Annotated in this window: 23 protein-coding genes; 17 read left to right on the forward strand and 6 right to left on the reverse strand. The window is 65.9% G+C overall.

Translation table 11 applies throughout. From position 1 onward, the window contains the following. Positions 1–2 precede the first annotated feature (2 nt). Both prmB and BRAD285_RS27170 read left to right on the forward strand, forming a co-directional pair. Positions 3–968: a 50S ribosomal protein L3 N(5)-glutamine methyltransferase gene (prmB, locus tag BRAD285_RS27165; protein ID WP_035647126.1), complete on the forward strand. Its 966-nt coding sequence runs from the start codon at positions 3–5 to the stop codon at positions 966–968. A 304-nt stretch (positions 969–1,272) separates the two neighbouring features. Then, on the forward strand, positions 1,273–2,616 hold the full coding sequence (locus tag BRAD285_RS27170; RefSeq protein ID WP_006613003.1) for an aspartate aminotransferase family protein: 1,344 nt from the start codon (positions 1,273–1,275) through the stop codon (positions 2,614–2,616). Positions 2,617–2,814: 198 nt separating this feature from the next. On the opposite strand, the gene BRAD285_RS27175 is transcribed toward BRAD285_RS27170, so the two are convergent. After that, positions 2,815–3,540: a Fic family protein gene (locus tag BRAD285_RS27175; RefSeq protein WP_006613525.1), complete on the reverse strand. Its 726-nt coding sequence runs from the start codon at positions 3,538–3,540 to the stop codon at positions 2,815–2,817. Continuing rightward, positions 3,530–3,790, reverse strand: coding sequence for a hypothetical protein (locus BRAD285_RS27180; protein ID WP_006613526.1), 261 nt, complete (start codon positions 3,788–3,790; stop codon positions 3,530–3,532). Before BRAD285_RS27180 ends, BRAD285_RS27175 begins: the two co-directional genes overlap by 11 nt. A 295-nt stretch (positions 3,791–4,085) precedes the next feature. Here BRAD285_RS27180 and BRAD285_RS27185 point away from each other — a divergent pair, with 295 nt between their 5' ends. The 3 genes from BRAD285_RS27185 to BRAD285_RS27195 all read left to right on the forward strand — a co-directional run bounded on the left by BRAD285_RS27185 (position 4,086) and on the right by BRAD285_RS27195 (position 7,447). After that, entirely contained in the window at positions 4,086–4,652 is a 567-nt protein-coding gene (locus tag BRAD285_RS27185) for a phage holin family protein (RefSeq protein ID WP_006613528.1), read from the forward strand. A gap of 353 nt (positions 4,653–5,005) precedes the next feature. After that, complete coding sequence (locus tag BRAD285_RS27190) at positions 5,006–6,577, forward strand: EAL domain-containing protein (protein WP_006613529.1); 1,572 nt, start codon at positions 5,006–5,008, stop codon at positions 6,575–6,577. 15 nt (positions 6,578–6,592) lie between these two features. Beyond that, the gene (locus BRAD285_RS27195) at positions 6,593–7,447 is read left to right on the forward strand and encodes a TIGR01459 family HAD-type hydrolase (RefSeq protein WP_006613530.1); all 855 of its coding nucleotides are present in this window, start codon (positions 6,593–6,595) and stop codon (positions 7,445–7,447) included. A gap of 71 nt (positions 7,448–7,518) precedes the next feature. On the opposite strand, the gene BRAD285_RS27200 is transcribed toward BRAD285_RS27195, so the two are convergent. Continuing rightward, positions 7,519–7,914 carry a response regulator gene (locus BRAD285_RS27200; RefSeq protein ID WP_006613531.1) on the reverse strand — a complete coding sequence of 132 codons (396 nt, stop codon included), beginning with the start codon at positions 7,912–7,914 and terminating at the stop codon, positions 7,519–7,521. Positions 7,915–8,180: 266 nt separating this feature from the next. Between BRAD285_RS27200 and BRAD285_RS27205 the strand changes: the two genes are divergently transcribed. The 6 genes from BRAD285_RS27205 to BRAD285_RS27230 all read left to right on the forward strand — a co-directional run bounded on the left by BRAD285_RS27205 (position 8,181) and on the right by BRAD285_RS27230 (position 17,098). Continuing rightward, entirely contained in the window at positions 8,181–9,161 is a 981-nt protein-coding gene (locus tag BRAD285_RS27205; protein ID WP_006613532.1) for a bifunctional riboflavin kinase/FAD synthetase, read from the forward strand. A gap of 223 nt (positions 9,162–9,384) precedes the next feature. Continuing rightward, positions 9,385–12,384, forward strand: coding sequence for an isoleucine--tRNA ligase (gene ileS, locus BRAD285_RS27210; RefSeq protein ID WP_006613533.1), 3,000 nt, complete (start codon positions 9,385–9,387; stop codon positions 12,382–12,384). A 401-nt stretch (positions 12,385–12,785) separates the two neighbouring features. Continuing rightward, positions 12,786–13,283, forward strand: a complete 498-nt coding sequence (gene lspA, locus BRAD285_RS27215; RefSeq protein WP_006610414.1) for a signal peptidase II — start codon at positions 12,786–12,788, stop codon at positions 13,281–13,283. Positions 13,284–13,454: 171 nt separating this feature from the next. Further along, the gene (locus tag BRAD285_RS27220; protein ID WP_035645159.1) at positions 13,455–14,159 is read left to right on the forward strand and encodes a hypothetical protein; all 705 of its coding nucleotides are present in this window, start codon (positions 13,455–13,457) and stop codon (positions 14,157–14,159) included. A gap of 174 nt (positions 14,160–14,333) precedes the next feature. Then, the gene (locus BRAD285_RS27225; RefSeq protein WP_006610412.1) at positions 14,334–15,719 is read left to right on the forward strand and encodes a pitrilysin family protein; all 1,386 of its coding nucleotides are present in this window, start codon (positions 14,334–14,336) and stop codon (positions 15,717–15,719) included. Continuing rightward, on the forward strand, positions 15,719–17,098 hold the full coding sequence (locus BRAD285_RS27230; protein WP_006610411.1) for a pitrilysin family protein: 1,380 nt from the start codon (positions 15,719–15,721) through the stop codon (positions 17,096–17,098). The genes BRAD285_RS27225 and BRAD285_RS27230 overlap by 1 nt, the downstream gene beginning before the upstream one ends. Before the next feature lie 329 nt (positions 17,099–17,427). Here the strand turns inward: BRAD285_RS27230 and BRAD285_RS35910 are convergent, their stop codons facing one another. Then, positions 17,428–17,601: a hypothetical protein gene (locus BRAD285_RS35910; RefSeq protein WP_006610410.1), complete on the reverse strand. Its 174-nt coding sequence runs from the start codon at positions 17,599–17,601 to the stop codon at positions 17,428–17,430. Between the two features lie 576 nt (positions 17,602–18,177). Between BRAD285_RS35910 and arfB the strand changes: the two genes are divergently transcribed. The 5 genes from arfB to BRAD285_RS27265 all read left to right on the forward strand — a co-directional run bounded on the left by arfB (position 18,178) and on the right by BRAD285_RS27265 (position 21,735). Then, positions 18,178–18,597 carry an alternative ribosome rescue aminoacyl-tRNA hydrolase ArfB gene (gene arfB / locus BRAD285_RS27245; protein ID WP_006610408.1) on the forward strand — a complete coding sequence of 140 codons (420 nt, stop codon included), beginning with the start codon at positions 18,178–18,180 and terminating at the stop codon, positions 18,595–18,597. Positions 18,598–18,815: 218 nt separating this feature from the next. Then, positions 18,816–19,133: a c-type cytochrome gene (locus tag BRAD285_RS27250; RefSeq protein ID WP_035645171.1), complete on the forward strand. Its 318-nt coding sequence runs from the start codon at positions 18,816–18,818 to the stop codon at positions 19,131–19,133. Position 19,134: 1 nt separating this feature from the next. Further along, on the forward strand, positions 19,135–19,530 hold the full coding sequence (locus BRAD285_RS27255; RefSeq protein WP_006610406.1) for a VOC family protein: 396 nt from the start codon (positions 19,135–19,137) through the stop codon (positions 19,528–19,530). 49 nt (positions 19,531–19,579) lie between these two features. Beyond that, positions 19,580–20,128 carry a hypothetical protein gene (locus tag BRAD285_RS27260; protein ID WP_006610405.1) on the forward strand — a complete coding sequence of 183 codons (549 nt, stop codon included), beginning with the start codon at positions 19,580–19,582 and terminating at the stop codon, positions 20,126–20,128. 38 nt (positions 20,129–20,166) lie between these two features. Then, a complete protein-coding gene (locus BRAD285_RS27265) occupies positions 20,167–21,735 on the forward strand; it encodes a GMC family oxidoreductase (RefSeq protein WP_006610404.1) in 1,569 nt (522 codons plus the stop codon). A 180-nt stretch (positions 21,736–21,915) separates the two neighbouring features. Here the strand turns inward: BRAD285_RS27265 and BRAD285_RS27270 are convergent, their stop codons facing one another. Further along, positions 21,916–22,227 carry a ribbon-helix-helix domain-containing protein gene (locus tag BRAD285_RS27270; RefSeq protein ID WP_006610403.1) on the reverse strand — a complete coding sequence of 104 codons (312 nt, stop codon included), beginning with the start codon at positions 22,225–22,227 and terminating at the stop codon, positions 21,916–21,918. 171 nt (positions 22,228–22,398) lie between these two features. Between BRAD285_RS27270 and mutL the strand changes: the two genes are divergently transcribed. Further along, positions 22,399–24,255, forward strand: coding sequence for a DNA mismatch repair endonuclease MutL (gene mutL, locus BRAD285_RS27275; protein WP_006610402.1), 1,857 nt, complete (start codon positions 22,399–22,401; stop codon positions 24,253–24,255). A 209-nt stretch (positions 24,256–24,464) separates the two neighbouring features. Here the strand turns inward: mutL and rsmD are convergent, their stop codons facing one another. Next, positions 24,465–25,019: a 16S rRNA (guanine(966)-N(2))-methyltransferase RsmD gene (rsmD, locus tag BRAD285_RS27280; RefSeq protein ID WP_006610401.1), complete on the reverse strand. Its 555-nt coding sequence runs from the start codon at positions 25,017–25,019 to the stop codon at positions 24,465–24,467. Positions 25,020–25,178 lie beyond the last annotated feature (159 nt).

The raw sequence follows: 25,178 nt of genomic DNA on the forward strand, positions 1-25,178 counted from the left end.
TGATGGCAAAGAAGGCGAAGGCGGCTGCGCCGCCCAAGACGGCTCCCCCGAAGCTGCCGAAGGTCAATACCGGCGAGCTGGTGAGCCTGCTCGACTACCTGCGCTATGCGGTGAGCTGCTTCCAGAACGCCGATCTGGTGTTCGCGCACGGCACCACCGATCCGGTCTCGGAGGCCGCCTTCCTGATCGGCGAGGCCTTGCATCTGCGCCCCGAGCAGTTCGAGAGCTTCGTCACGGCGCGGGTCACCGCCGTCGAGGGCAAGACCATCCTCGACCTGGTCACGGCCCGAATCGCCACGCGCAAGCCAGCGGCGTATCTGGTCAACAAGGTCTACATGCGCGGCCTGCCGTTCTATGTCGACGAGCGCGTGATCGTGCCGCGCTCCTTCATCGGCGAGCTCCTGGAAACGCATTTCGGCGGCGCCGATGCCGACGGCACCTCGCTGATCGACGATCCCCTTGCGGTCGACAGCGTGCTCGACCTCTGCACCGGCTCGGGGTGCCTCGCGATCCTCGCCAGCCGGCACTTTCCCAACGCCGTCATCGACGCGGTCGACATCTCCAAGGATGCGCTCGCGGTCGCAGCGAAGAACGTCGCCGACTACGACCTCGGCGAGCGCATTGCGCTGCACCGCGGCGACCTGTTCGCGCCGCTGAGCCAGCGCCGTTACGACCTGATCATCACCAACCCGCCCTATGTCGACGCCGAGGGCATGGCCGGCCTGCCCAGGGAATGCCGCGCCGAGCCGCGGCTTGCCTTCGACGGCGGTGCCGACGGCCTGGACATCATCCACCGCATCATCGCCGAGGCCCGCGATCACCTGACCGCCGAAGGCGGGCTGCTATGCGAGGTCGGCCGCGACCGCCCGCAGATCGAAGCCGCCTACCCGGACCTGCCGCTGCTGTGGCTCGATACCGAGGACTCCGAGGGCGAGGTGTTCTGGATCACCGCGCGCGATCTGGTGTGAGGCTTCGCGCCGACGCACGCTGGCGCGAAATGACGCAGCCAACTCCAATATTCGGCACAAACTGCTGGCGCTGTGCAGAATTCGCTCACCAGGGCAGCGGGAACGCCGGACCTTTGACGTTTCCGTTCGTCCGCGAAACTGATAGCTTGGCGCCGGCCCGGATCATCGGCTGACGACGTCGGCGCGCGCATTCAGGCCCCTCACGCACGATCCGTTTCGGTCAGTGTCTGGCAACCGGTTTGCCACCTTTCCGGGTCATGCTATCGCCGTCGCACAATCTGCCTCAACTACCCGAGAGGTCCCCATGCTGGACAAGAGCCCCCGCCCCGCCGTCACCGTTCCGAACGATCTTGCCGCGCATTGGATGCCGTTCACCGCGAACCGCGCGTTCAAGAAGAACCCGCGCATGCTCGCCGGCGCCAAGGACATGCACTACATCACCGTCGACGGCCGTAAGATCATCGACGCCGCCGCCGGCATGTGGTGCTGCAACGCCGGCCACGGCCGCACCCAGATCGCCGAGGCGATCGGCCAGCAGGCCGCCGCGCTCGACTACGCGCCGCCGTTCCAGTTCGGCATTCCCCAGGCGTTCGAGCTGGCGAACCGCATCGCCGATCTCGCCCCCGCCGGGCTCGACCACGTGTTCTTCTGCAACTCCGGCTCGGAGGCCGCGGACACCGCGCTGAAGATGGCGCTCGCCTATCACCAGATCAACGGCCAGGGCAGCCGCACCCGCCTGATCGGCCGCGTCCGCGGCTATCACGGCGTTGGCTTCGGCGGCACATCGGTCGGCGGCATCGTCAACAACCGCAAGCTGTTCGGCACCCTGCTGACCGGCGTCGACCACATCCCCGCGACCTATGACCGCGAGAAGCAGGCCTTCACCAAGGGCGAGCCGGAATACGGCGCGCACTTCGCCGAGGAGCTCGAGAACCTGGTCGCGCTGCACGGCGCCAACACCATCGCCGCCGTCATCGTCGAGCCGATGGCCGGCTCCACCGGCGTGATCCCGGCGCCGAAGGGCTATCTCAAGCGGCTGCGCGAGATCACCCAGAAGCACGGCATCCTCTTGATCTTCGACGAGGTCATCACCGGCTTCGGCCGCCTCGGCCATGCCTTCGCCGCCGAGCGCTACGGCGTGACGCCGGACCTGCTGACCTTCGCCAAGGGCGTCACCAACGGCGCAGCGCCGATGGGCGGCGTGCTGGTGCGCGACACCATCCATGACGCGTTCATGAGCGGCCCGGAGCACATGGTGGAGTTCACCCATGGCTACACCTACTCGGCGCACCCGATCGCCTGCGCGGCCGGCCTCGCCACGCTCGACATCTACCGCGACGAGAAGCTGTTCGAGCAAACCAAGGCGATCGAGCCGAAATGGGCGGACGCCGTGATGTCGCTCAAGGGCCTGCCCAACGTGCTCGACATCCGCACCGTCGGCCTGACCGCCGGCATCGACCTCGCAGCCCTGCCCGACGCCGTCGGCAAGCGCGGCTATCAGGCGATGGAGCACGCCTTCCACAACACCGACCTGATGCTGCGCATCGCCGGCGACACCCTCGCTTTGACCCCGCCGCTGATCATCAACGAGGATCAGATCGGCGAGATCGTCGAGAAGGTCGGCAAGGTCATCAAGGCCGTGGCGTAAGCCGCGCGAAACCTGATCCAACAATCAATGGCGGCTTTCAGAGCCGCCATTTTTGTTTGCAGCGGATGTCTCGTCCTAAAGCATGATCCGGAAAAGTGCGCAGCGGTTTTCCGAAAAGATCATGCGCAAACAATAACCTAAAGCGCGATGACGATTCATCCTGATCTCATCGCGCTTTAGGCGCGGGCACTGATAGAGTTAGGCGCCTGGATCCCTGCGCTTCAACTCCTGAGCCTCATAGCGAGCCTCAAGCGCTGGATCCCCGATGCGGCCAGAGACGGTATCGACGTCATCGCCGTCGAGGCCCGGGGCCGCCTTGATCGCACTGGCAAGATTATTCTGTGACAAGTCTTTGCGGAGAAAAGGTCTCAGGTAGCTGTCCAGCTTACCTCGGCCGGGAGTCTCGATCTCCTCGGTCAGGGCGGCAAGATACTGGTCCTTGTCCGTGGTCGACCAATCAATGCCAAAGCCGGCGCGCCGCGCGAGTTCGGCATGGATCAGCATGATCGTGCGTCCGTTGCCGTCGAGAAACGGATGGCCATAGGCAAGATAGCCCATTACCTCGCCGGGCCTTTCGGTCATGAATGCCTTGTTTTGCCCTTTGTCGAGTGCGTGTTCCACGGCACGTCGGATGTCCTTCGGATGGGCGAAGAGCACCGCGCCCTTACTGACGAAGATCAACGGAGCGTTTTTCAGACGATCTTCGCCTGCCCAGGGAAAGACCGCCTCGAACAGTATTTTGTGAACTTGGAGTACATCTGCATAGGTCAACAGGGAGCATCTTTCGAGATATTTCAGCCCCGCGTCGATGCCTGTCAGGAAGGAATTGTGCTGGAGACGCTGAACGATCTTCTGGTCTTTGGCCTTCGCAAGATTGCGCAAATAGCCCCGGGTCTCAAAGTCTCCAAAAGGATCAAATGTCACGGACGGCTTCGCGCAAGTAGCGGGCCTGAAGTCGAACCGCCTGAACGCGATCAAGAATGCCAGCCCGTTGCAAGGCGACGATGGTATTCTCGACTGGGTCGAAATCGATGTCGTCGCCGGACAGGCGAGTGACATGGTGAGCAAGGACGTCATTGGCCGACGCAACGACCGCGATCTTGTTGGTCCTTGCGAGCCTCTGGATCACGCTGGCGGTGTAGCCGGGTCTGTTGGTGGCGCGTCGGGCGGACATGGCTCCTCCTCCGCTCAATATAGGCTGGTCAGCACCAAGAATCCATTGAGGGAAAGCGGTCGCAGTTTGGCCGGGCAAAGCACTGCTGAGTTCGCCAGCTTCAGCAAACGACTGCTGCCCCGAAGACAACCCGAGAAATTCGAGGGGATCGGAGGCGAGCAACGTCGCGCAGGTCCTCGGCCGCAAAGAAAGACCAAACCTAAGGGTTCAGCGGGCCGGGGAACCTTCCCAAATCCTCCACGTTCATGTCGCGAGCCGGCGGTTCGCGCGCGGCGACGACTTTCGGAGGACGCGCATGCTCGCACCGCCAGGAGAGCTCCTGCAATTGGGCCTCGAGCAGAGGCTGAACCGCGTCAAGCGCGCCACCCAGGCCTATATGCGGGATCGTACGCGGCAAGCGACGGGCACGGTGACGTCCTACGCCGTTGCCGCTGGGTTGTTTGCCACGGCAGGCATCTTCCTGATCGCCGCCTGTATCGTCGGACTCACCGCCTTGTTCCGCTGGGTGGAAATGACCTACGGCTTGTTCACCGCCTTCGCGGTGGTCGGCGGCATCTTCGTCGTGCTGGCGGTGATCTCTGCGGTGATCGCGGCGGTCAAGCTGCGCAGCCCGACGCCGCATTATCCCTCGCTCGGCAGCCGGTTGCGCGTGGCGATCGCGGCTCCAGTGGCCCGGCAGCCGGACAGCGACGACATCGATCCGGATACGATTCCCCTGGCGCCGTCATCGACGGACCACACCAGCGGACGCGCCGGCGCGCTCGGTCGAGTCAACGTGCCCGTTGGCGTCGCCGTTGCTGCGCTGCTGCTCGGCGTAGCGGCTCTGCGTCGGCGTCAGCGCAACGCTTCGGAGGCCTCCTGACGGCCTGAGCATGGTTCGACATGGATCGAAATCTCGGATCGAAATCTCGCAGCAGTTCTTGAGCTGATCAGCATTGCCTGACGAGGCGTGAAGCCTCTGCTGCCAACGAGCCCTATCCGGCTCCCGAGCGGCGGAGCGCGCACCGGTCATGCCGGATTGAATCTCCCCGCGCGCCTCCACCGTTGTTCTACGGGATGCGACCCTACGATGACACTCCACCTCTCCGCGTGAACTTGCGTAAATGACACGCGGCCGGGAAATCATCGGCGTCTCCCGGTATTTGAATCCTGCCGACTATCCTCGCGAATCAACAGAAGTGCTAAGGTCGCGTTTGGTTGGGAGCGTCGCGCAGCATGATTCGTATCTCCACGATTTTCATCGCCGTTTGCATGGTTTTGGTCGCAGCATCGCTCGGCCTGATCCTGTATTCGGTGGCCGGTATCAGTGGCTCGGAATCCGCGATCGTCTCACTGGCCGCGCTGACCTTTCTGATCCTGTACAACGCCGTGTCGATGCGGCTGCGCGATCGCTCCGACGTCGGCAGCCAGATCGCCGATCTGTCGCGCGGAACGGCCGACCTGGCCCGCCAAGTCGCGGAATTCGGCCGGCGGCTGTCGGCGGTCGAAGGGCGCATGGTGTCGTCGAACTCGGTCAGCGCCGACCGCCTGCAGGGCGTCGTCGGCGAGATCAATGAGCTCGGCGGGCTGATGAAACAGCTCGCAGTGACCGTCGCCCAGCACGAGGATCTCATTGCCGCAATTCCGCAGGCCGCGGCGGCGCCCGCCGAGGCGGCTCCGACTCCGGCGCGCGAGACCCAGGCTCCGGCAGTTGCTCCGGTCGCCTCCGCCGTTTTCCCCGAGCCGAACGCCGCAGCGTTGGGCAGCGCCGATCGGAAGCCCAAGGAAGCGACCGCCACCTTCAGCGCGGCGCCCGCTGCTGTAGCGAAGGCTTCGCCGGCTCCGCAGCCGGCAGCCACGCCTGTCGCGCCCGCGGTCATGGCGCCGTCAGTGCCGCGCAGCCAGCCGCAGATCCTCGCCGCCGTCAAAGGCGCGATCGAGGACAATCGCCTCGACATCTACCTGCAGCCGCTGGTGACGCTGCCCCAGCGCAAGGTGCGTTTCTACGAAGCCGTGACGCGGCTGCGCGACGAGCGCGACCAGATCGTCGCCGCCGAGGATTTCATCGGCATCGCCGAGGCGGCGGGCCTGGTCGGGCGTATCGACCACATGGTCCTGCTTCGTTGTGTCCAGGTGCTGCGCCGGCTGATGGTCCGTAACAAGGATGTCGGCATCTTCTGCAACATCTCCTCGGCGACGCTGAGCAGCCCTTCGAACTTTTCCCAGTGCCTCGACTTCCTCGAGGCCAACCGGGCGCTGGCGCCGTCCTTCATTCTCGAATTCAAGCAGTCGACCTTACGGAACCTCGGATCGACGGAAACCGAGCACCTCGCAGCGCTGGCGCAGCGCGGCTACCGCTTCTCGATCGACCATGTCACCGACCTCCGCTTCGAGCCGCGCGAGCTGGCCGATCGCGGCGTCCGCTTCATCAAGGTGCCGGCCGCGCTGCTGCTCGACCCCAAGCAGAGCTCGGTGTCCGACATCCACCCGACCGATCTGTCCGACCTGCTCGGCCGTTTCGGCATCGACCTGATTGCCGAGCGGATCGAGGGCGAGAACAGCGTCGTCGACCTGCTCGACTACGACGTCCGCTTCGGCCAGGGTTTTCTGTTCGCGCCGCCCCGCCCATTGCGACCGGAGGGCGCATCTGCTACCGGCGAGGCCGCTGCCAGCCCCGCGGGCGGGCAGGACATCAAGATCCAGGATCCCAATGCCGCCGGCACTCCCTCCCTCGACGCGCCGAATGCCAGCGCTGCGACCCGCAGCGGCAACGCCGCTCTGGTCCGCCGCATCGCCGGAAACATCTAGTTCAAGTCGCCGGCCATGACCGCTTTGCGTTTCGAGGAGCGGCTGCGCGATCTGGTCGGCCGCAAGCGGGTGCTGCTGAGCGACATCTGGGGCGTGGTCCATAACGGGCTGGAGTCATTTCCGGAGGCCTGCGACGCGCTGCATCGCTTCAAAAGCGAGGGCGGCACGGTCATCCTGATCACCAATGCGCCGCGGCCGGCCGACTCGGTGCAGCGCCAGTTGCGCAAGCTCGGCGTCGCCGACGAGGTCTACAGCGCGATCGTCTCCTCGGGCGATCTCACGCGCCATTACGTCGCCGACCATCCCGGCGGCAAGGTGTTCTGGCTCGGCCCCGAGCGCGACAACTCGATCCATCGCGGCCTCGACCTGGCGCTCTCGCCGCTCGAGGAGGCCTCCTACATCATCTGCACCGGCCTCTATGACGACGAGACCGAGACCGCCGAGGACTACCGGCCGATGCTGCTGCAGGCGCGCGAGCGCAAGCTGCCGCTGATCTGCGCCAATCCTGACATCGTGGTCGAGCGCGGCGACCGGCTGATCTACTGCGCCGGCGCCATCGCCGAGCTGTATCGCGAGCTCGGCGGCGAGGTGATCTTCTACGGCAAGCCGCACCGGCCGATCTACGAGCGCGCCATGCAGCTCGCCGAACAGCATGCCGGCCGGTCCGTCGCGCGCGAAGATGTCCTGGCGATCGGCGATTCCGTCCGCACCGATCTCGCCGGCGCGCACGGCTTCGGCATCGACTGCCTGTTCGTCACCCGCGGCATCCATTCCGAGGAATTCGCCGGCGTCGAGCAGCTCGATCCGGCCTCGGTCAGGGAGCTGTTCGGCCACCCGCCCCGCGCGCTGATGCGCGAATTGAAGTGGTGAGCCGACCCTGAAACGAAAAAACGCCCGGCACTGCCGGGCGTCTTTTTGTCTCCGATGAGATCGGGCGGCCTTCAGGCCGTCGCCATGTCCGGGAACACCGCGTCGATCTTGGTCTTCAGGGTCGCGGCGTTGAACGGCTTGACGATGTAGTTGTTCACGCCGGCCTTCTTGGCCGCGATCACGTTCTCGGTCTTGGATTCCGCAGTGATCATGATGAACGGCGTGGTCGCCAGATTCGGATCGGCGCGGACCTCGCGGAGCAGGTCGTAGCCGGTCATCGGCTCCATGTTCCAGTCGGAGATCACGAGGCCGTACTTCTTGGCGCGCATCTTGTTGAGCGCCATCGAGCCGTCGCTCGCGTCGTCGATGTCCTCGAAACCGATCTGCTTCAGAAGATTCCTGATGATACGGATCATGGTGCTGTAATCGTCGACGACGAGCACCGGCATCGTCAAATCAACCGCCATCTTGACTCCCCCAACGCGAACACAACGCGCAGACTGTTACCAAAAATGCTCTTTTGGCAGGTCTTTCAGCGACCCCGCCATCCGGCCCCAGGAGTAGCATCAGCCGTTAAACAGCGCGTTAACTGCGCTGCGGCTGCATGTCGCTATTGCTGCGCTGCATGAAATCCGGGCCCCCTTTGGCTTGACTTCGGCAGGCCGGCCGCCCACGGTCGAACCCGCCCCGCCGGATCGGCGGCTTGAAGAAATTCGCGAGACATTTCCGTCAGATGCCTGACTTCACGATCATCCGCGATTCCACCCCGCCACAGGACATCCTCAAGGGCGCGCTGGTGGCGATGGGAAATTTCGACGGTGTCCATCTTGGTCACCGGGCCGTTATCGAGGCCGCGATCGAGATGGGCAGAGCCAAGGGCCGCCCGGCCTTCGCGCTGACCTTCGAGCCGCATCCGCGGCGGTTTTTCAGCCCCAATACCCCGCAATTCCGGCTGACGGACGAGACCGCCAAGCTCCGGCTGCTGGCTGGAACCGGGCTCGCCGGCGCGGTCGTCATGACCTTCGACAAGGGCCGTGCCCAGACCCCGGCGCAGGACTTCATTCACCACGATCTCATCGGCCGGCTCGGCGTCGCCGGAATCGCGGTCGGCTACGACTTCCATTTCGGCAAGGGTCGGGTCGGCTCGCCCAGCCTGCTCGCCAGCGAGGCGCCCAAGCTCGGCATCACGGTTGAGGTCCAGCCGCATGTCGACATCGACGAGCGGCCGGTCTCGTCGACCGCCATCCGCGAGGCGCTGGCCGAGGGCCAAGTCGCTGAAGCCACCGCCATGCTCGGGGGCCCCTGGTTCGTGACCTCGGAGGTCATCCACGGCGAGAAGCGCGGCCGCGACCTCGGCTACCCCACCGCCAACATGCGGCTCGACCGCGATTGCGGTCTTCGCCACGGCATCTATGCCGTCCGGGTCGGCCGCGGCCGCGGCGCGAACCGGGTCCTGATCGACGGCGTCGCCAATTTCGGCCGCCGCCCCACCTTCGACAACGGTGCGCCGCTGCTGGAAAGCTTCCTGTTCGACTTCAAGGACAGCCTCTACGGCGAGGTCCTGGATGTCGCCTTCATCGGCTTCATCCGCGAGGAGGCCAAATTCACCTCTATCGAGGCCCTGATCCGGCAGATGGACGACGACAGCGCCAAAGCGCGCGCCCTGCTTTCGGCCAATGCCGGCCTCTTCCCCCGGCTCGGCGAGATCGAATAGGCGCCTTCACGCGAGCCGGGCGCAGGATGACTTTGCGATTCCGCCCTCCGGCTGCTAAGAGGAGGTCCCATGTTGATACGGCGCACCATCGGCATTAGCGGCCCGGCTTCCGCCTGAGCTTTTCGAGCTCGGCGCAAGACCGGGATGTCTCTGCTCGTTCCGCCGCCCGCGATCCCAGATCGCGCCCTCGCGCCCCTCTTTGAGCTCATCAAGCCAGATCCCCATGTCCGACAAGCCGCAAAAATCCGACGCCGCCGATTATTCAAAAACCTTGTACCTGCCGCAGACGGAATTCCCGATGCGCGCCGGCCTGCCGCAGCGCGAGCCGGAGCTGCTGAAATACTGGAACGACATCGATCTCTACGGCAAGTTGCGCGAGACCGCCAAGCACCGGCCGAAATTCGTCCTGCATGACGGCCCGCCCTATGCCAACGGCAACATCCATATCGGGCACGCGCTCAACAAGATCCTCAAGGACGTCGTGACCAAGAGCCAGCAGATGCTCGGCCACGACTCCAACTACGTGCCCGGCTGGGACTGCCACGGCCTGCCGATCGAATGGAAGATCGAGGAGGAGAACTATCGCAAGAAGGGCAAGACCAAGCCCGACTTCCGCGATAGCGCCGCCATGGTCGCGTTCCGCCGGGAGTGCCGCGCCTATGCCGAGCATTGGCTCAACGTTCAGCGCGAGGAATTCAAGCGCCTCGGCGTGATCGGCGACTGGGATCATCCCTACGCCACCATGACCTATCCGGCGGAGGCGCAGATCGCGCGCGAGCTAATGAAGTTCGCCGCCAACGGCACGCTGTATCGCGGCTCCAAGCCCGTGATGTGGAGCGTAGTCGAGAAGACCGCGCTCGCCGAGGCCGAGGTCGAGTACGAGGACTATCAGTCCGACACGGTGTGGGTGAAGTTTCCGGTGACCTCGCCGGCGCATGGCGCGCTGGCGGGCGCCTCGGTCGTGATCTGGACCACCACGCCCTGGACCCTGCCCGGCAACCGCGCCATCTCGTTCTCGCCGAAGATCGCCTACGGCCTCTATGAGGTCACCGACGCGCCCGCCGACAATTGGGCGAAGACCGGCGACAAGCTGATCCTGGCCGACGCGCTCGCCGAGAGCGTGTTCAAGCAGGCGCGCGTCACGAGCTACACCAAGCTGCGCGACATCCCCGGCGACACGCTCGATGCCGTCGAATGCGCGCATCCGTTCAAGGGCCTCGAAGGCGGCTACAACTTCATCGTGCCGCTGCTGTCGGGCGAGCACGTCACCGACGACACCGGTACCGGCTTCGTGCACACCGCCCCCGGCCACGGCCGCGAGGACTTCGACGTCTGGATGGCCAATGCGCGCGAACTCGACGGCCGGGGCATCGCGACCACGATCCCCTACACCGTCGACGAGAACGGCGCGCTGACCGACCACGCCCCGGGCTTCACCGGCAAGCGGGTCATCAACGACAAGGGCGAGAAGGGCGACGCCAACGAGGCCGTCATCAAGGCGTTGACCGACGCTGGCCAGCTGCTGGCGCGCGGCCGGCTGAAGCATCAGTACCCGCATTCCTGGCGCTCCAAGAAGCCGGTGATCTTCCGCAACACGCCGCAATGGTTCATCGCGATGGACAAGGACATTGCCGATGACGGCAAAGCCAAGTCCGGCGATACCCTCCGCGCCCGCGCGCTGCAGGCGATCTCCGTCACGCAATGGGTGCCGGCCGCCGGACAGAACCGCATCAACGGCATGATCGCCAACCGGCCGGACTGGGTGATCTCGCGCCAGCGCGCCTGGGGCGTGCCGATCGCGGTGTTCGTGCGCGAGAAGGGCGACGGCTCCGCCGAGATCCTGCAGGACGAGGCGGTCAACGCCCGCATCGCTGACGCCTTCGAGAAAGAAGGCGCCGACGCTTGGTACGCCGACGGCGCGCGCGAGCGCTTCCTCGGGCCCAAGGCCAACGAGGACTGGAAGAAGGTCGATGACATCTGCGACGTCTGGTTCGACTCCGGTTCGACCCACGCCTTCGTGCTCGAAGATCCCGTGCACTTCCCCGGCCTCGCCGGCATCAAGCGCAAGGTCGATGGCGGCCAGGATACGGTGATGTATCTGGAAGGCAGCGATCAGCATCGCGGCTGGTTCCACTCGTCGCTGCTGGAAAGCTGCGGCACGCGCGGCCGCGCGCCGTATGACGTCGTGCTGACGCACGGCTTCACGCTCGACGAGAACGGCCGCAAGATGTCGAAGTCGCTCGGCAACACCGTCGAGCCGCAGAAGGTGATCAAGGATTCCGGCGCCGACATCCTGCGGCTGTGGGTCTGCGCCACCGACTACGCCGACGACCAGCGCATCGGCCCGGAGATCCTGAAGAACACCATCGAGACCTATCGCAAGTTGCGCAACAGCATTCGCTGGATGCTCGGCACCTTGCACCACTACAACCGCAGCGAGGCGGTCGCGTTCACTGAGATGCCGGAGCTGGAGCGGCTGATGCTGCATCAGCTGAGCCAGCAGGCCGAGGTGATCCGCCGTGCCTATGCCGCGTTCGACTACAAGACCGTGATCGCGAGCCTCGCGGCGTTCATGAACACTGAGCTGTCGGCGTTCTATTTCGACATCCGCAAGGACACGCTGTATTGCGACCCGCCGTCGTCGGTGGCGCGCAAGGCGGCGTTGACCGCGATCGACCTGATCTGCGACGCCATCCTGAAATGGCTGGCGCCGGTGCTGTCGTTCACCACGGACGAGGCATGGCGGATGTATCGGCCGGACGCGGAGCCGTCGGTGCACCTGACGCTATTCCCGGAGTCGATGGACGGCTATCGCGACGAGCAGCTCGCCGCGAAATGGGAGACCATCCGCAACGTCAGGCGCGTCGTCACAGGCGCGCTGGAGCTCGCGCGTGCGGCAAAGACCATCGGGTCCTCGCTCGAGGCCTCGCCGATCATCTACGTCGCCGACCGCGCCCTGCTCGGCACCTTGTTCGACACCGATCTCGCCGAGGTCTGCATCACCTCGAACTACGAGGTCCGCGAGGGCGAGGCGCCGGCCGAGGCCTTCCGGCTCGATGCGGTGCCGGGTGTCGGCGTCGTGGTGGAGAAAGCCGTCGGCAAGAAGTGCGCCCGCTCCTGGAAGATCCTGGAGAGCGTCGGCGAGGACGCCGAATATCCCGACGTCTCCCCCCGCGACGCCCAGGCGCTGCGCGAATGGAAGGCGCTTGGGGTCGCGGTGTGATGCGCGATCGCGCGTCACACTCTGCTGTCGTCCCGGCGAACGCCGGGACCCATGGCCCCGGCTTTGGTGTAACGAAGAGCGATGATCCAGACCTTCTCCGCCAACACCCATTACGCGGTATGGGTCCCGGCGTTCGCCGGGACGACAGCGGAGGATGTCGAGACGTCTCAGCTCCAATGTGTAGTGACCGCATCCCGCGTGATGCTGCCCGTCCGCCCGCGCCCCCCTCAGTTGTCGTCCCCGCGAACGCGGGGACCCATAACCACCGGCCGTCTTGGTGAGCAAAGACTGATGACTCCGAGTCCTTTCCACCAACTGGCCGTCCGCGGTATGGGTCCCCGCGTTCGCGGGGACGACAGCTTTGCCCGTGCCAAGCGCCCCCGCACGATCACGCCAAATCCATGACCCCCCGCCTCCGCCTCGGCCTCATCGCCGGCCTCGCCACCCTGGTCATCGACCAGGCCTCCAAGCTGTGGCTGCTTTATGCGTTCGACCTGCCCAACCGCGGCACGGTCAAGGTCACCCCGTTCTTCGATCTCGTCCTCGCCTGGAACATCGGCATCAGCTTCGGCTGGCTGCAGAACGACAGCCCGCTGGCGCAATATGGCCTGATGGCGGTGAAGGTCGTGGCCGTGGTGCTGCTCGCCGTCTGGATGGCGCGGTCGGAGACCAAGCTCGCCACGACAGCGCTCGGCCTGATCATCGGCGGCGCCATCGGCAACGGCATCGACCGGCTGGCCTATGGCGCGGTGGTCGATTTCGCGCTGTTCCACATCGAAATCGGCGGCACGGTTTACAACTGGTACATCTTCAACATGGCCGACGTGGCCATCGTTGCCGGGGTGGCGGGCCTGCTGTATGACTCCTTCTTCGGGGGTCCCGCCGCAAAAGCGCCCTGATCGGGGTCGATACCGGCCGATATCGATCCCAGGTCAAGAGCCTGACGTTCTTCACGTTTTTGAGATCGGCTCGACGACCGGACGGCCCGCCGAGGTCGTGGGTCCTCTCTAGTTGGATTCGCGGCCGGTTCGTCGAGGACGAGCACTGGACAAGCGAGGACAGGGAAAGCCATGCGCAAGACCGAAGTCTCAAGCCGGATCGTGACCCACACGGCCCTTCGCGCCCTGCGGCTGTCCGCCGTCGCGCTCGGCATCGGCCTCGTGATGGCCGCGGGCACCGCCCGCGCCCAGGAGGACGAAGAGGACGACAAGACCTTCGAAGAGAAGATCATCGACAATCTGATGCGCGGTCTCGGCGGAACCAACATGGAGACGCCGACGATCAATTACCGCGAGCGCTCGCCGCTGGTGGTGCCGCCCAAGCTCGATCTGCCGCCGCCGGCTGCCGCCGCCGCCCAGGCCACCGCGCCGAACTGGCCGAAGGACCCGGACGAGCAGCAGCGCCGCGCCGCCGCCGCCGCGCGCAAGAAAGAGAACAAGGACCCGGTGAATGCGGCCCGTCCGCTGACCCCGGCCGAGATGAAGATGGGCCGGACGGCTGCCGCCAAGCAGACCGAGCCGATCCAGCCCGGCGTGAGCAACAATCCAATGATGAGCCCGTCGCAGCTCGGCTTCAAGGGCTCGCTGTTCGGCCTGTTCAAGGGCGGCAGCGACACCGAGACCAAGCAGTTCACCACCGAGCCGCAGCGCGAAACCCTGACCCAGCCGCCCCCGGGCTACCAGACCCCGTCGCCGAGCTATGCCTATGGCACCGGCGGCGCGCAGGAGCCGATCGGCGGCAAGCAGCTGGACATCATGACCGGCAAGGAACGGTGACGGCGGTTGCCGTCCGTCAAGTCCCGGATATGCCGGCGCCGCCCGGCGTTAGCGAAATTTAATGTCTTGCGGCGGCAGCATGTCGCCGTTTTGTGACGCCGGGCTCCGTCCCGCGCGGTGTAGCATGCTGCGCTCAAACCCGATCGCCCGATCTCGCGGGCCTTCAGAAGGATCATGATGTCCTCGCACCGGTTCACCTTCGTCGCCGCCGCGCTCGTCTCCCTCCTGGCGTTCACGGCCGGCGCTTCGGCGCAAACGACGTTCGCCTCCGAGCCCCCCGCCAGCTTCACGCTTCCCAACGGCCTGCAGGTCGTCGTGATCCAGGATCACCGCACCCCCGTGGTGACGCAGATGATCTGGTACAAGGTCGGTTCGGCCGACGAGACACCCGGCAAATCGGGCCTCGCGCATTTCCTCGAACATCTGATGTTCAAGGGCACGGAGACACATCCGGCCGGCGAGTTCTCCAAGACCGTGCTGAAGATCGGCGGCAATGAGAACGCCTTCACCTCGGTCGACTACACCGGCTACTTCCAGCGCGTGCCCCGCGACCAGCTGCCAAAGATGATGGATTTCGAGGCCGACCGCATGACCGGCCTGGTCCTGAAGGACGAGAACGTGCTGCCCGAGCGCGACGTCGTGCTCGAAGAGTACAACATGCGCGTCGCCAACTCGCCGGAGGCCCGCCTCAACGAGCAGATCATGGCGGCGCTCTACGTCAACCATCCCTATGGCCGCCCGGTCATCGGCTGGAAGCCGGAGATCGAGAAGCTGAGCCGCGAGGACGCGCTCGCCTTCTATCGCCGCTTCTACGCGCCCAACAATGCGATCCTGGTGATCGCCGGCGACACCGACGTCAACGAAGTGCGTCCCCTTGTCGAAAAGACGTTCGCGAAGATCCCCTCGCAAGCCGACATTCCCGCCCGCCGCATGCGTCCGCAGGAGCCGGAGCCGGTTGCGCCGCGGACCGTCACGCTCGCCGACCCGCATGTCGAGCAGCCCTCGATGCGCCGGTTCTATCTGGTGCCGTCGGCAACGACGGCCGCGCCCGGCCAGTCGGCGGCGCTCGACGTGCTGGCGCAGCTGATGGGCAGCGGCAGCAATTCCTATCTCTACCGCGCGCTCGTCGTCGACAAGCCGCTCGCGATCAACACCAGCGCGTCCTATCAGGGCACGTCGCTCGATCCGACCCAGTTCTCGATCGCGGCCTCGCCGCGGCCGGGCGTCGACTTCGCCCAGGTCGAGGCTGTCGTCGACAGCGTCATCGCCGAGCTCGCCCAGAACCCGGTGCCCGCCGCCGATCTCGAACGCGTCAAGACGCAACTGATCGCGGAGGCGATCTATGCCCAGGACAACCAGGCGACGATGGCGCGCTGGTATGGCGGCGGCCTCACCACGGGGCTCTCCATCGAGGACATCCGGAGCTGGCCGGACCGCATCCGCGCCGTCACCGCCGAGCAGGTCCGCGCGGCCGCGCAGACCTGGCTGCAGAAGAAGCGCTCGGTCACCGGCTATCTGATCAAGGACAATGCCGCCAAGCGCGAGGAGAAGCGGTCGTGATGAACACCATGAGCTTCACCCGCCGTTTCGTCTGCACCCTCGCCGTCGCCGTCGGTGCGCTCACGCTGGCTCCGGCCGCCCAGGCCGCCACCAAGATCCAGCGCCTGGTCTCCCCCGGCGGCATCGAGGCCTGGTTCGTCCAGGACGCCACGGTCCCCTTGATCGCGATGGAATACGCCTTCCAGGGTGGCGCCGCGCAGGATCCGCAAGGAAAGCCCGGCGTCGGCAATCTGGTCGCCGACCTGCTCGATGAAGGCTCCGGCGATCTCGACTCCAAGACCTTCCATGAGCGGCTCGACCGCCGCGCCATCGAGCTGTCGTTCCAGGTGGCGCGCGACAATTTCCGCGGCTCGCTGCGGATGCTGCGCGACAACAAGGACGAGGCCTTCGAGCTGTTGCGCACGGCGCTGACCTCGCCGCATTTCGACAGCGCCGATGTCGAGCGCATCAAGTCGCAGGTGTTGTCGGGCCTGCGCCGCGAGACCACCAATCCGAGCTCGCTGGCGGGCCGCAAATTCCTCGAACTCGCCTTCCCCAACCACCCCTATGGCCGTCCGTCCAACGGCACCCTGGAGAGCGTGCCGAGCATCACCGTCGACGACCTCAGGGACTACACCAGGCGCATCCTCGCCAAGGACACCTTGAGGGTCGCCGTCGTCGGCGACGTCGATCCGGCCACCCTCGGCAAGCTGCTCGACCAGACCTTCGGCAGCCTGCCGGCCAAGGCCCAGCTGACGCCGGTGCCCGACGTCGTCGCCACCAAGCCGCCGCAGCGCGTGCTGGTGCCGCTCGACGTGCCGCAGACCGTCATCACCTTCGGCGGCCCGGGCATCCGCCGCCACGACCCGAACTTCATGGCGGCCTATGTGGTCAACCACATCCTCGGGGGCGGCGGCCTGTCGTCGCGGCTCTACAAGGAGGTCCGCGAAAAGCGCGGCCTCGCCTACTCCGTCTATGACGCGCTGCTGTGGATGGACCACTCCGCGCTGTTCATCGGCAACACCGCCACCCGCTTCGACCGCGCCGGCGAGACCATCGCCGCGGTCGAGGGCGAGATCCGCCGCATCGCCGAGGAAGGTCCGACCCAGCAGGAGCTCGACGAGGCCAAGTCCTACATCAACGGCTCGCAGATGCTGGCGCTCGACACCTCCTCCAAGCTCGCCCAGGCGATGCTGCAATACCAGCTCGACAAGATGCCGATCGACTACATCGAGAAGCGCAGCGAGATCGTGAATGCGGTGACCCTGGACGATGCCAAGAAGGCCGCCAAGCAGCTCTGGAGCCAGGGTCTGCTGACGGCGGTCGTCGGCCGCACGCCGCAGGCGGCAGCGGAGCCGGCGCAGGCGCCGGTCACGGCACCGGTGACGAAGACGAACTGAGGGCGGCGGCGGCGCATCACCTCGGTGCGGTTGACCACAGCTGCCACAACACAAATGGTGTCGTCCCGGACAAGCCGCGACGCGCACCAGCGCGGCGCGGCGCAGATCCGGGACCCATACCCCCAGGGAGGGGTTTGAGGCACGCCGGTCGTTGGCACTTCCTATCATCACATCTGCTGCGGCGTATGGGTCCCGGGTCGGCGCCTCGACGCGCTATCGCGCGTCGCGGCTTGCCCGGGACGACGGCGGAGGTTGAGGCACCAGACTTCCGAAAATTATAAACCGCTTGCTATTTTTCTGAATCCATGTTTATCTCCCCCCATCCCCCCTCACCGCAGAGGGGCGTTGCGCGCGATCGTCACGACACGCGAGGTGGGGATGCGATGGCCGCGATCGAGCCGCAGCGTGTCTTCGGGCGCGCCGACGAACGGCTTGGCCGCGGACGTGAAGTCGCAGCGTCCTGACACCCCGATGCTGGTGTCACCCGCGCGATGCGCAAGCATTGTCGCGGCATGGTGGCCAACGAGCCGGGCACCAGGGAGACTGCGTATAAGCGTTCAACCCATCGCGCGGGGAATGCCGGGATGTCTCGGCTGAACCTGTGGTACCTGCCGCCTGCATTTTTTTCGCAGGCGGGCCATGGGTGCGGCCAGCGCCCGGCATTCCCCGCGCCCTCTGCACTTCGAGAGGGCCATGATGACGCAACGCTCGGGCACGCGTGTCGCGAGAGCGCACCGCTATGTCCGTCGATCGGCTGTGCACGTGGCCTATCCGTCGCTGTTTGAACCGTGAAGTCCGCCTCCCCCACCGCCGTCGTCCCGGACAAGCCGCGACGCGCGCAAGCGCGGCGCGGCGCCGATCCGGGACCCATACGCCGCAGCCGAAATGATACGGGAGGTGGTCATGACCAGCCTGCCCCAAACAACTCCCTGTGGTTATGGATCCCGGCGTTCGCCGGGATGACAGCGGAGGTTTGGGCGGCTGTCACGGCCAACCGCATTGTCGATGTCACCCCCGCGCACGCCGCCGCTAAACCCGCTATGGTGCCCACAAAATCCTTCGAATCCACCTGGTGCCCCATGCTGCGGATCTCCCGCGACCTTGCCATCGACGAGAACGACATCGAGATCTCGTTCGTCCGCGCCTCCGGCCCGGGCGGCCAGAACGTCAACAAGCTGTCGACATCGGCGCAGCTGCGCTTCGACACCAGCCGCATTACGCTGCCGGAGGATGCCGCCGCACGGCTGGCCCGCCTCGCCGGCCAGCGCATGACCAAGAACGGCGTCATCGTCATCCAGGCCGAGCGCTTCCGCACCCAGGAGCGCAACAAGGCGGATGCGATCGAGCGTCTCGTGACCCTGCTGCGCGAGGCGATGGTGCGGCCGAAGGTCCGCCGCCCGACCAAGCCGACCTTCGGCTCCAAGCAGCGCCGCCTCGAAGGCAAGAAGCTGCGCAGCGACGTCAAGGCCGGCCGCGGCGCGCGCCGCTTCGACGATTAGTCCGCACCGCTGACATATGCTGCGTCGCAGACAGATCATGCGCCCGCTTTGTTCTCGCTGAAACAGCCGGCTACTACCACGCCGCGTCGGCTGCGACCTACTCTCAGAAAAAACGAGAGCGAGGATCGATGTCGGGATGGCGTGCGGCGCAGTGTGCGTCTGTTTTTGTCGGACTGTTTTGCAACGCGGTGCTCGGCACCACGATCGCCTCGGCGCAGATGGCGCTGCCCTCCCCGAAACCCGTCGACGGCGCCACCCTGTTCAAGCAGCAATGCGGTGTCTGCCACACGCTGAGCAGCACCGAGCCGATGCGCCAGGGACCGCCGCTGTCGAAGGTGGTCGGCCGCCGCGCCGGTTCCGTCGAAGGCTTCCGCTATTCCGCCGGCTTTGCGAAAGCCGACTTCACCTGGGACGAGGCCAAGCTCGACGCCTGGCTGACCAATCCGCAAGAGCTGATCCCCGGCGCCGTCATGGCCTATCGCCAGGCCAAGCCCGATGTGCGCGCCGCGATCATCAACTACCTGAAGGACAATTGAGATGGCAAAGCCCGTTCACTCCATGATCCGCGTCTTCGACGAGGCCAAGGCGCTCGATTTCTACAAGCGCGCCTTCGGTCTGGAGATCGCCGACAATCTCCGCTTCGACGGCTTTGCGCTGATCTATCTGCGCCACCCGTCCTCGCCGTTCGAGGTCGAGCTGACCGTGAACTTCGACCGTAAGGAGCCGTACACGCTCGGTGACGGCTATGGCCATCTCGCCGTCGTGGTCGACGATGTCGACGCCGAGCATGCCCGCTTCGAGCGCGAGAACCTGGCGCCGGGCCCCTTGCGCGACTTCAAGCACAATGGCGCGACCTTGGCCCGCTTCTTCTTCGTCAGCGACCCCGACGGCTACAAGATCGAAGTCATCCAGCGCGGTGGCCGCTTCGGCTGAAACCGCGAGACTGCGGAACTACAAACAAAAACCAACGGAGGAACTACCCATGAGAGAAGTCGATCGCCGCAACAAATACGACCGCCGCGTCTTTCTCAAGGGCGCGGCCTCGACCGTGCCGGCCGCGGCCGTTGCATCCGCTACCGGCCTGGGGATCACCGACGCCTGGGCCGAGGATGCCAAGGCGCTGACGCCGGCCACCCTGAAGACGCTGGTCAAGGTCGCGCGCGATATCTATCCGCACGACTTCCTCGCCGACCGCTACTACATCGTCGCGGTCAAGCCGTGGGACGGCAAGGCCGCCGAAGACGCCGCCGTCAAGGCGATGATCAATGACGGCATCGCGCGCCTGGATCAGGACGCTAGGGATCGCCACAAGGTGCCGTATGCGCAGGTGCCGTGGGAGACCGACCGCGTCGCGCTGCTTATGGGCATCGAGCAGACCACCTTCTTCAAGACCTTGCGCGGCGACCTCGTGGTGTCGCTCTACAATCAGAAAGAGCTCTGGCCGAAGTTCGGCTACGAGGGCTCCTCCGCCGAGCATGGCGGCTACATCAACCGTGGCTTCTCCGACATTGACTGGCTGCCCAAAGCCTGACGCCGGCGAACAACAAAGAGAACACGGAGGAAACCACAATGGCAAAATTCGATCTGAACGATTCGGGCGTGGTCGTGGTCGTGGGCTCGGGCGCCGGCGGCGGCACCCTGGGCAACGAGCTCGCACAGAAGGGCATCAAGGTCGTGATCCTCGAGGCGGGCGGCCGCTACGAGATCCCCGACTTCATCAACGACGAATGGGAAAGCTTCACCCAGCTCGCCTGGACCGACATGCGAACGACCTCGGGGAGCTGGCGCGTGGCGAAGGACTTCGCCAACCTGCCGGCCTGGATCGTGAAGGCGGTCGGCGGCTCCACGGTGCACTGGGCCGGCGCCTCCTTGCGCTTCGAGGAGCACGAGTTCAAGGCGCGCACCACCTATGGCGGCGTGCCCGGCACCACGCTGCTCGACTGGCCGGTGACCCTCGCCGAGATGGCGCCGTGGTACGCCAAGGCCGAGTTCAAGATGGGCGTGACGCGCACCAACGACATTCCCGGCCTGCCCGGCAACAACAACTTCAAGGTGCTCGAAGCCGGCGCCAAGCGGCTCGGCTACAAGACCGTGCACACCGGCAACATGGCGATCAACTCGCAGCCGCGCGACGGCCGCGGCGCCTGTCAGCAGATCGGCTTCTGCTTCCAGGGCTGCAAGTCCGGTGCGAAATGGTCGACCTTGTACACCGAGATTCCCAACGGCGAGGCTACAGGCAATCTCGAGGTGCGCTCCGGCTGCATGGCGATCAAGATCGAGCATGACGCGTCCGGCAAGGTCACCGGCGTGGTCTATGCCGACGCCGACGGCAAGATGCAGCAGCAGAAGGCGCGCATCGTGGCGGTGGCCGGCAACTCGATCGAGAGCCCGCGGCTGCTGCTCAACAGCGCCTCCAGCCTGTTCCCGGACGGGCTTGCGAACTCGTCGGGCCAGGTCGGCCGCAACTACATGCGGCACATGACCGGCAGCGTCTACGCGACGTTCGAAAACCCCGTGCACATGTATCGCGGCACCACGATGGCCGGCATCGTCCGTGACGAGGCCGCGTTCAATCCGAAGCGCGGCTTCGTCGGCGGCTACGAGATGGAGACCTTGTCGCTCGGCCTCCCTTTCATGGCCGCGTTCCTCAATCCCGGCGCCTGGGGCCGCAGCTTCACCGCGGCGATGGAGACCTATCCGCGCATGGCCGGCATGTGGCTGGTCGGCGAGGACATGCCGCAGGAGACCAACCGCATCACGCTCGATCCGGTCGCCAAGGACAAGTTCGGCATGCCGGTGGCCTCGGTGCATTTCGACGATCACCCCAACGACGTCGCGATGCGCGCCCACGCCTACAAGCAGGGCTCGGCGATCTACGAAGCGGTCGGCGCCACGGTGACCTATCCGACCACGCCGTACCCCTCGACGCACAATCTCGGCACCAACCGGATGAGCGAGAAGGCGAAAGACGGTGTGGTCAACAAGTTCGGCCAGACGCACGACGTGAAGAATTTGTTCGTGTCGGACGGCAGTCAGTTCACGACGGGTGCAGCGTGCAATCCGACGCTGACCATCGTGGCGCTGGCGATCCGCCAGGCCGACTACATCGCCGGCGCGATGCAGAAGAAGGAGATTTAGGACTCCTTGTCGCCCCAGTTCCAAGTGCCAACTTGTTACTCGTCATGCCCGGGCTTGTCCCGGGCATCCACGCGGCTCCGCGAATGTCGTCTGACGTGGATGGCCGGGACAAGCCCGGCCATGACGGCGCGAGGGCCTATGGGCCCAAACGATCACGGCGTCTCGAAGGATGGCCTCGCCCTACTCCGCCGCGTCCATGATCGCCGCCGCGGCGAAATCCGGCATTCCCGCGCTCGCTTTCGCGCGATAAATCAGACAGGAGCAGCGCAGCAGCGACGCGAAATTCTTCACCTCGCCGTGATGGTCGAGCACCTCGGCATACAGCGTGGTCACGAACTTGGCGACGCTCATGCCTTCCTTCGCCGCGATCTCCTCGAGCGTGTCCCAGAACGCCATTTCGAGCCGGATCGACGTGCTATGGCCGCCGATCCGCAACGAGCGGGTCTGCGACTCATAATCGCGCTGAGGCTGGTGTGCGAACAGGCGGCACATGGGCTTCCTCCGGCAGATTGTGATTTTCGCGAAACGATATACCGGCCCCGCTTGCCTCACAATCCCGTTGGAGAACGTGGCTTTCGCCTGCCGCACTGCATAAAAAACGCTATTCTCGTGGCATCGCGAGCCTTCAAAATCCAAGCCACTCGAATCCAAGCCAGTCCCGTCATGCCCGTCCGCCAACTCCCCGAGCAGGTCATCAACCGCATCGCCGCCGGCGAAGTGGTCGAACGCCCTGCGAGCGTGGTCAAGGAGCTGGTCGAGAACGCGATCGATGCCGGCGCCCACCGCATCGACATCTTCACCGATGGCGGCGGCCGGCGGAAGATCGCGATCACAGACGATGGCGGCGGCATGACATCAGCAGATCTCGCGCTCGCCGTCGAACGACATGCAACGTCGAAGCTCGACGACGAGGACCTCCTGCAGATCCGCACGCTCGGGTTCCGCGGCGAGGCGCTGCCGTCGATCGGCTCGGTGGCGCGGCTGTCGATCACGACGCGGCACAAGAGCGAGCCGCATGCCTGGAGCATCCATGTCGATTGCGGCGACAAGTCCGACATCGTGCCGGCGGCGCTCAACCAGGGCACCCGCGTCGAAGTGGCCGATCTCTTTCACGCCACACCCGCACGATTGAAGTTCCTCAAGACCGACCGCACCGAGGCCGAAGCGATCCGCGAGGTGGTGCGGCGGCTCGCCATGGCGCGGCCCGACATCGCCTTCACGCTCGCCGGCGAGGAGCGCGCGCCGGTGACCTGGGCCGCCGCGCTGCCCGGCGCGCCGGGACAATTGACCCGGCTCGGCGATATCCTGGGCGCCGACTTCCGCAGCCACGCGATCGCGGTCCGCAGCGAGCGCGATCACGTCGTCGTCGAAGGCTTCGCTGCCGCGCCGGCTCTGACCCGCGCCAATGCGCTCGGGCAGTATCTGTTCGTCAACGGCCGCCCCGTGCGCGACAAGTTGATCCTCGGCGCGGTGCGTGCAGCGTACGCCGACTATCTGCCACGCGACCGCCATCCGGTGGTGGCGCTGTTCGTGACGCTCGATCCGCACGAGGTCGACGCCAACGTGCATCCGGCCAAGACCGAGGTGCGCTTCCGCAATGCCGGCCTGGTGCGCGCACTGATCATCCACGCGCTGAAGGAAGGTCTGGCGCGCGAAGGCCGCCGCACCGCAGCCAATGACGGCGGCGCGACCATCGCCGCATTCCGCCCGGCGTTCACGCCGCCGCGGCCCAATCCTGGTCCGATGAACTGGGAGTGGCAGCGTTCGCCGTCAGCGCCGGTTGCGCCGATCCAGCGCTATGACGATGCGGCTGCGGCGCCGACTGCGGCAGCGTTCTCACCTGCCGCCTTCGCCGAGCCGATGCAGGCGGCGTTCGACGTCGGCGGTCCGCGCGCCGATCTGCGCCTGCATGAGCAGCCGGCTACACCCGACCTGCTCGACCGTCCGCTCGGCGCCGCACGCACGCAGATCCACGACACCTACATCGTGGCGCAGACGCGCGACGGCCTCGTCATCGTCGACCAGCACGCCGCTCATGAACGCATCGTCTATGAGCGGCTGAAGTCTTCGCTTGCCACGCACGGCGTGCAGCGGCAGATCCTGCTGATCCCCGATATCGTCGAGCTCGACGAGGCCACGGTCGAGTCGCTGCTCGCGCGGAGTGATGAGCTCGCCTCGTTCGGCCTTGCGATCGAGTCCTTCGGCCCCGGCGCGGTCGCGGTGCGCGAGACGCCGTCGCTGCTCGGCAAGATCAATGCCTCCGCGCTGTTGCGCGACCTCGCCGAGCACATGGAGGAATGGGGCGAGGCGCTGCCCCTGGAGCGCCGGCTGATGCATGTCGCCGCCACCATGGCCTGCCACGGCTCCGTCCGCGCCGGCCGCCGCCTCAAGCCGGAGGAGATGAACGCGCTCCTGCGCGAGATGGAAGACACGCCGAACTCCGGCCAGTGCAACCACGGCCGCCCGACCTATGTCGAGCTCAAGCTCGCCGATGTCGAGAAGCTGTTCGGGAGGAGATAGCGACAACGATTGAGGCCACGACGATAGCTACAATTCCGGTGTCGTCCCGGGCAAGCCGCAGCGGCGCAAGGCGCCGCGGGGGCGCCGACCCGGGACCCATACGCCGCAGCAGATGTGAGGGACAAGAACGACGTCGCGAGCACCCTGCCTCCCAACGCAATCCTGTGGTTATGGGCCCCTGCGTTCGCAGGGGCGACACCGAGTGTGGATCACGAGCGACGCAAGAAGACGAACTCCGTGTCGTCGTAGGCACGCCGCTCGAGCTCTTCAAACCCCTCAGGCGCCTTGAACGCCGCGGCCTTGGACTCCTCGACCACAAGCAGTGCCGATGGCATGAGCCAGCCGCCGTCGCGCAGCGAGGCCAGCGCCGTCTCCGCCAAGCCCTTGCCATAGGGCGGATCGAGAAACACCAGCGCGAATGGCTCGACCGGATGCGCCGGGCCGAGATTAGTGGCATCGCGGCGATACACCTTGGTGACGCCGCCAAGCCCGAGCGCCTCGACATTGTTGCGCAACAGCGCCCGCGCCTCGGCGCCATTGTCGACGAACAGAGTGAACTCGGCGCCACGCGACACCGCCTCGATGCCGAGCGCGCCGGTGCCGGCAAACAGATCGAGCACCCGCGCGCCCTCGATCGGATTATCGTAGGCATGCACGAGGATGTTGAACAGCGCCTCGCGCAGCCGGTCCTGTGTCGGCCTGATATCGCGCGACGCAGGCGAAGCGATGCTGCGGCCCTTCAGCCGCCCCCCGACGACACGCATCACTTGCCTCTGCGAGTGTTGAGCGACGTCATAGCAACGGGCGAGCTGCGCCCCCCTCCGCCCGCACGAAGCGAAGCTTCGCTAGGCGGGGAGGGGTCGGGGGTGGGGGTGCCACAAGCGAGACTGCCTGCTGGGTTACCCCCCTCCCCGCCCCTCCCC

Origin of the sequence: Bradyrhizobium sp. ORS 285 (genome assembly GCF_900176205.1) — a bacterium.
Classification (GTDB): Bacteria; Pseudomonadota; Alphaproteobacteria; order Rhizobiales; family Xanthobacteraceae; genus Bradyrhizobium.

Bases quoted from the DNA above. Each gene is read 5' to 3' on its own strand.
- BRAD285_RS27200 (WP_006613531.1), bottom strand. From the start codon at position 7,914: ATGGCGGTTGATTTGACGATGCCGGTGCTCGTCGTCGACGATTACAGC.
- BRAD285_RS27170 (WP_006613003.1), top strand. From the start codon at position 1,273: ATGCTGGACAAGAGCCCCCGCCCCGCCGTCACCGTTCCGAACGATCTT.
- mutL (WP_006610402.1), top strand. From the start codon at position 22,399: ATGCCCGTCCGCCAACTCCCCGAGCAGGTCATCAACCGCATCGCCGCC.
- prmB (WP_035647126.1), top strand. From the start codon at position 3: ATGGCAAAGAAGGCGAAGGCGGCTGCGCCGCCCAAGACGGCTCCCCCG.
- BRAD285_RS27260 (WP_006610405.1), top strand. From the start codon at position 19,580: ATGAGAGAAGTCGATCGCCGCAACAAATACGACCGCCGCGTCTTTCTC.
- BRAD285_RS27185 (WP_006613528.1), top strand. From the start codon at position 4,086: ATGCTCGCACCGCCAGGAGAGCTCCTGCAATTGGGCCTCGAGCAGAGG.
- BRAD285_RS27225 (WP_006610412.1), top strand. From the start codon at position 14,334: ATGATGTCCTCGCACCGGTTCACCTTCGTCGCCGCCGCGCTCGTCTCC.
- rsmD (WP_006610401.1), bottom strand. From the start codon at position 25,019: ATGCGTGTCGTCGGGGGGCGGCTGAAGGGCCGCAGCATCGCTTCGCCT.
- arfB (WP_006610408.1), top strand. From the start codon at position 18,178: ATGCTGCGGATCTCCCGCGACCTTGCCATCGACGAGAACGACATCGAG.
- BRAD285_RS27190 (WP_006613529.1), top strand. From the start codon at position 5,006: ATGATTCGTATCTCCACGATTTTCATCGCCGTTTGCATGGTTTTGGTC.
- BRAD285_RS35910 (WP_006610410.1), bottom strand. From the start codon at position 17,601: ATGCTTGCGCATCGCGCGGGTGACACCAGCATCGGGGTGTCAGGACGC.
- BRAD285_RS27255 (WP_006610406.1), top strand. From the start codon at position 19,135: ATGGCAAAGCCCGTTCACTCCATGATCCGCGTCTTCGACGAGGCCAAG.
- BRAD285_RS27180 (WP_006613526.1), bottom strand. From the start codon at position 3,790: ATGTCCGCCCGACGCGCCACCAACAGACCCGGCTACACCGCCAGCGTG.
- ileS (WP_006613533.1), top strand. From the start codon at position 9,385: ATGTCCGACAAGCCGCAAAAATCCGACGCCGCCGATTATTCAAAAACC.
- BRAD285_RS27250 (WP_035645171.1), top strand. From the start codon at position 18,816: ATGGCGCTGCCCTCCCCGAAACCCGTCGACGGCGCCACCCTGTTCAAG.
- BRAD285_RS27205 (WP_006613532.1), top strand. From the start codon at position 8,181: ATGCCTGACTTCACGATCATCCGCGATTCCACCCCGCCACAGGACATC.
- BRAD285_RS27220 (WP_035645159.1), top strand. From the start codon at position 13,455: ATGCGCAAGACCGAAGTCTCAAGCCGGATCGTGACCCACACGGCCCTT.
- BRAD285_RS27195 (WP_006613530.1), top strand. From the start codon at position 6,593: ATGACCGCTTTGCGTTTCGAGGAGCGGCTGCGCGATCTGGTCGGCCGC.
- BRAD285_RS27265 (WP_006610404.1), top strand. From the start codon at position 20,167: ATGGCAAAATTCGATCTGAACGATTCGGGCGTGGTCGTGGTCGTGGGC.
- BRAD285_RS27230 (WP_006610411.1), top strand. From the start codon at position 15,719: ATGAACACCATGAGCTTCACCCGCCGTTTCGTCTGCACCCTCGCCGTC.
- lspA (WP_006610414.1), top strand. From the start codon at position 12,786: ATGACCCCCCGCCTCCGCCTCGGCCTCATCGCCGGCCTCGCCACCCTG.
- BRAD285_RS27270 (WP_006610403.1), bottom strand. From the start codon at position 22,227: ATGTGCCGCCTGTTCGCACACCAGCCTCAGCGCGATTATGAGTCGCAG.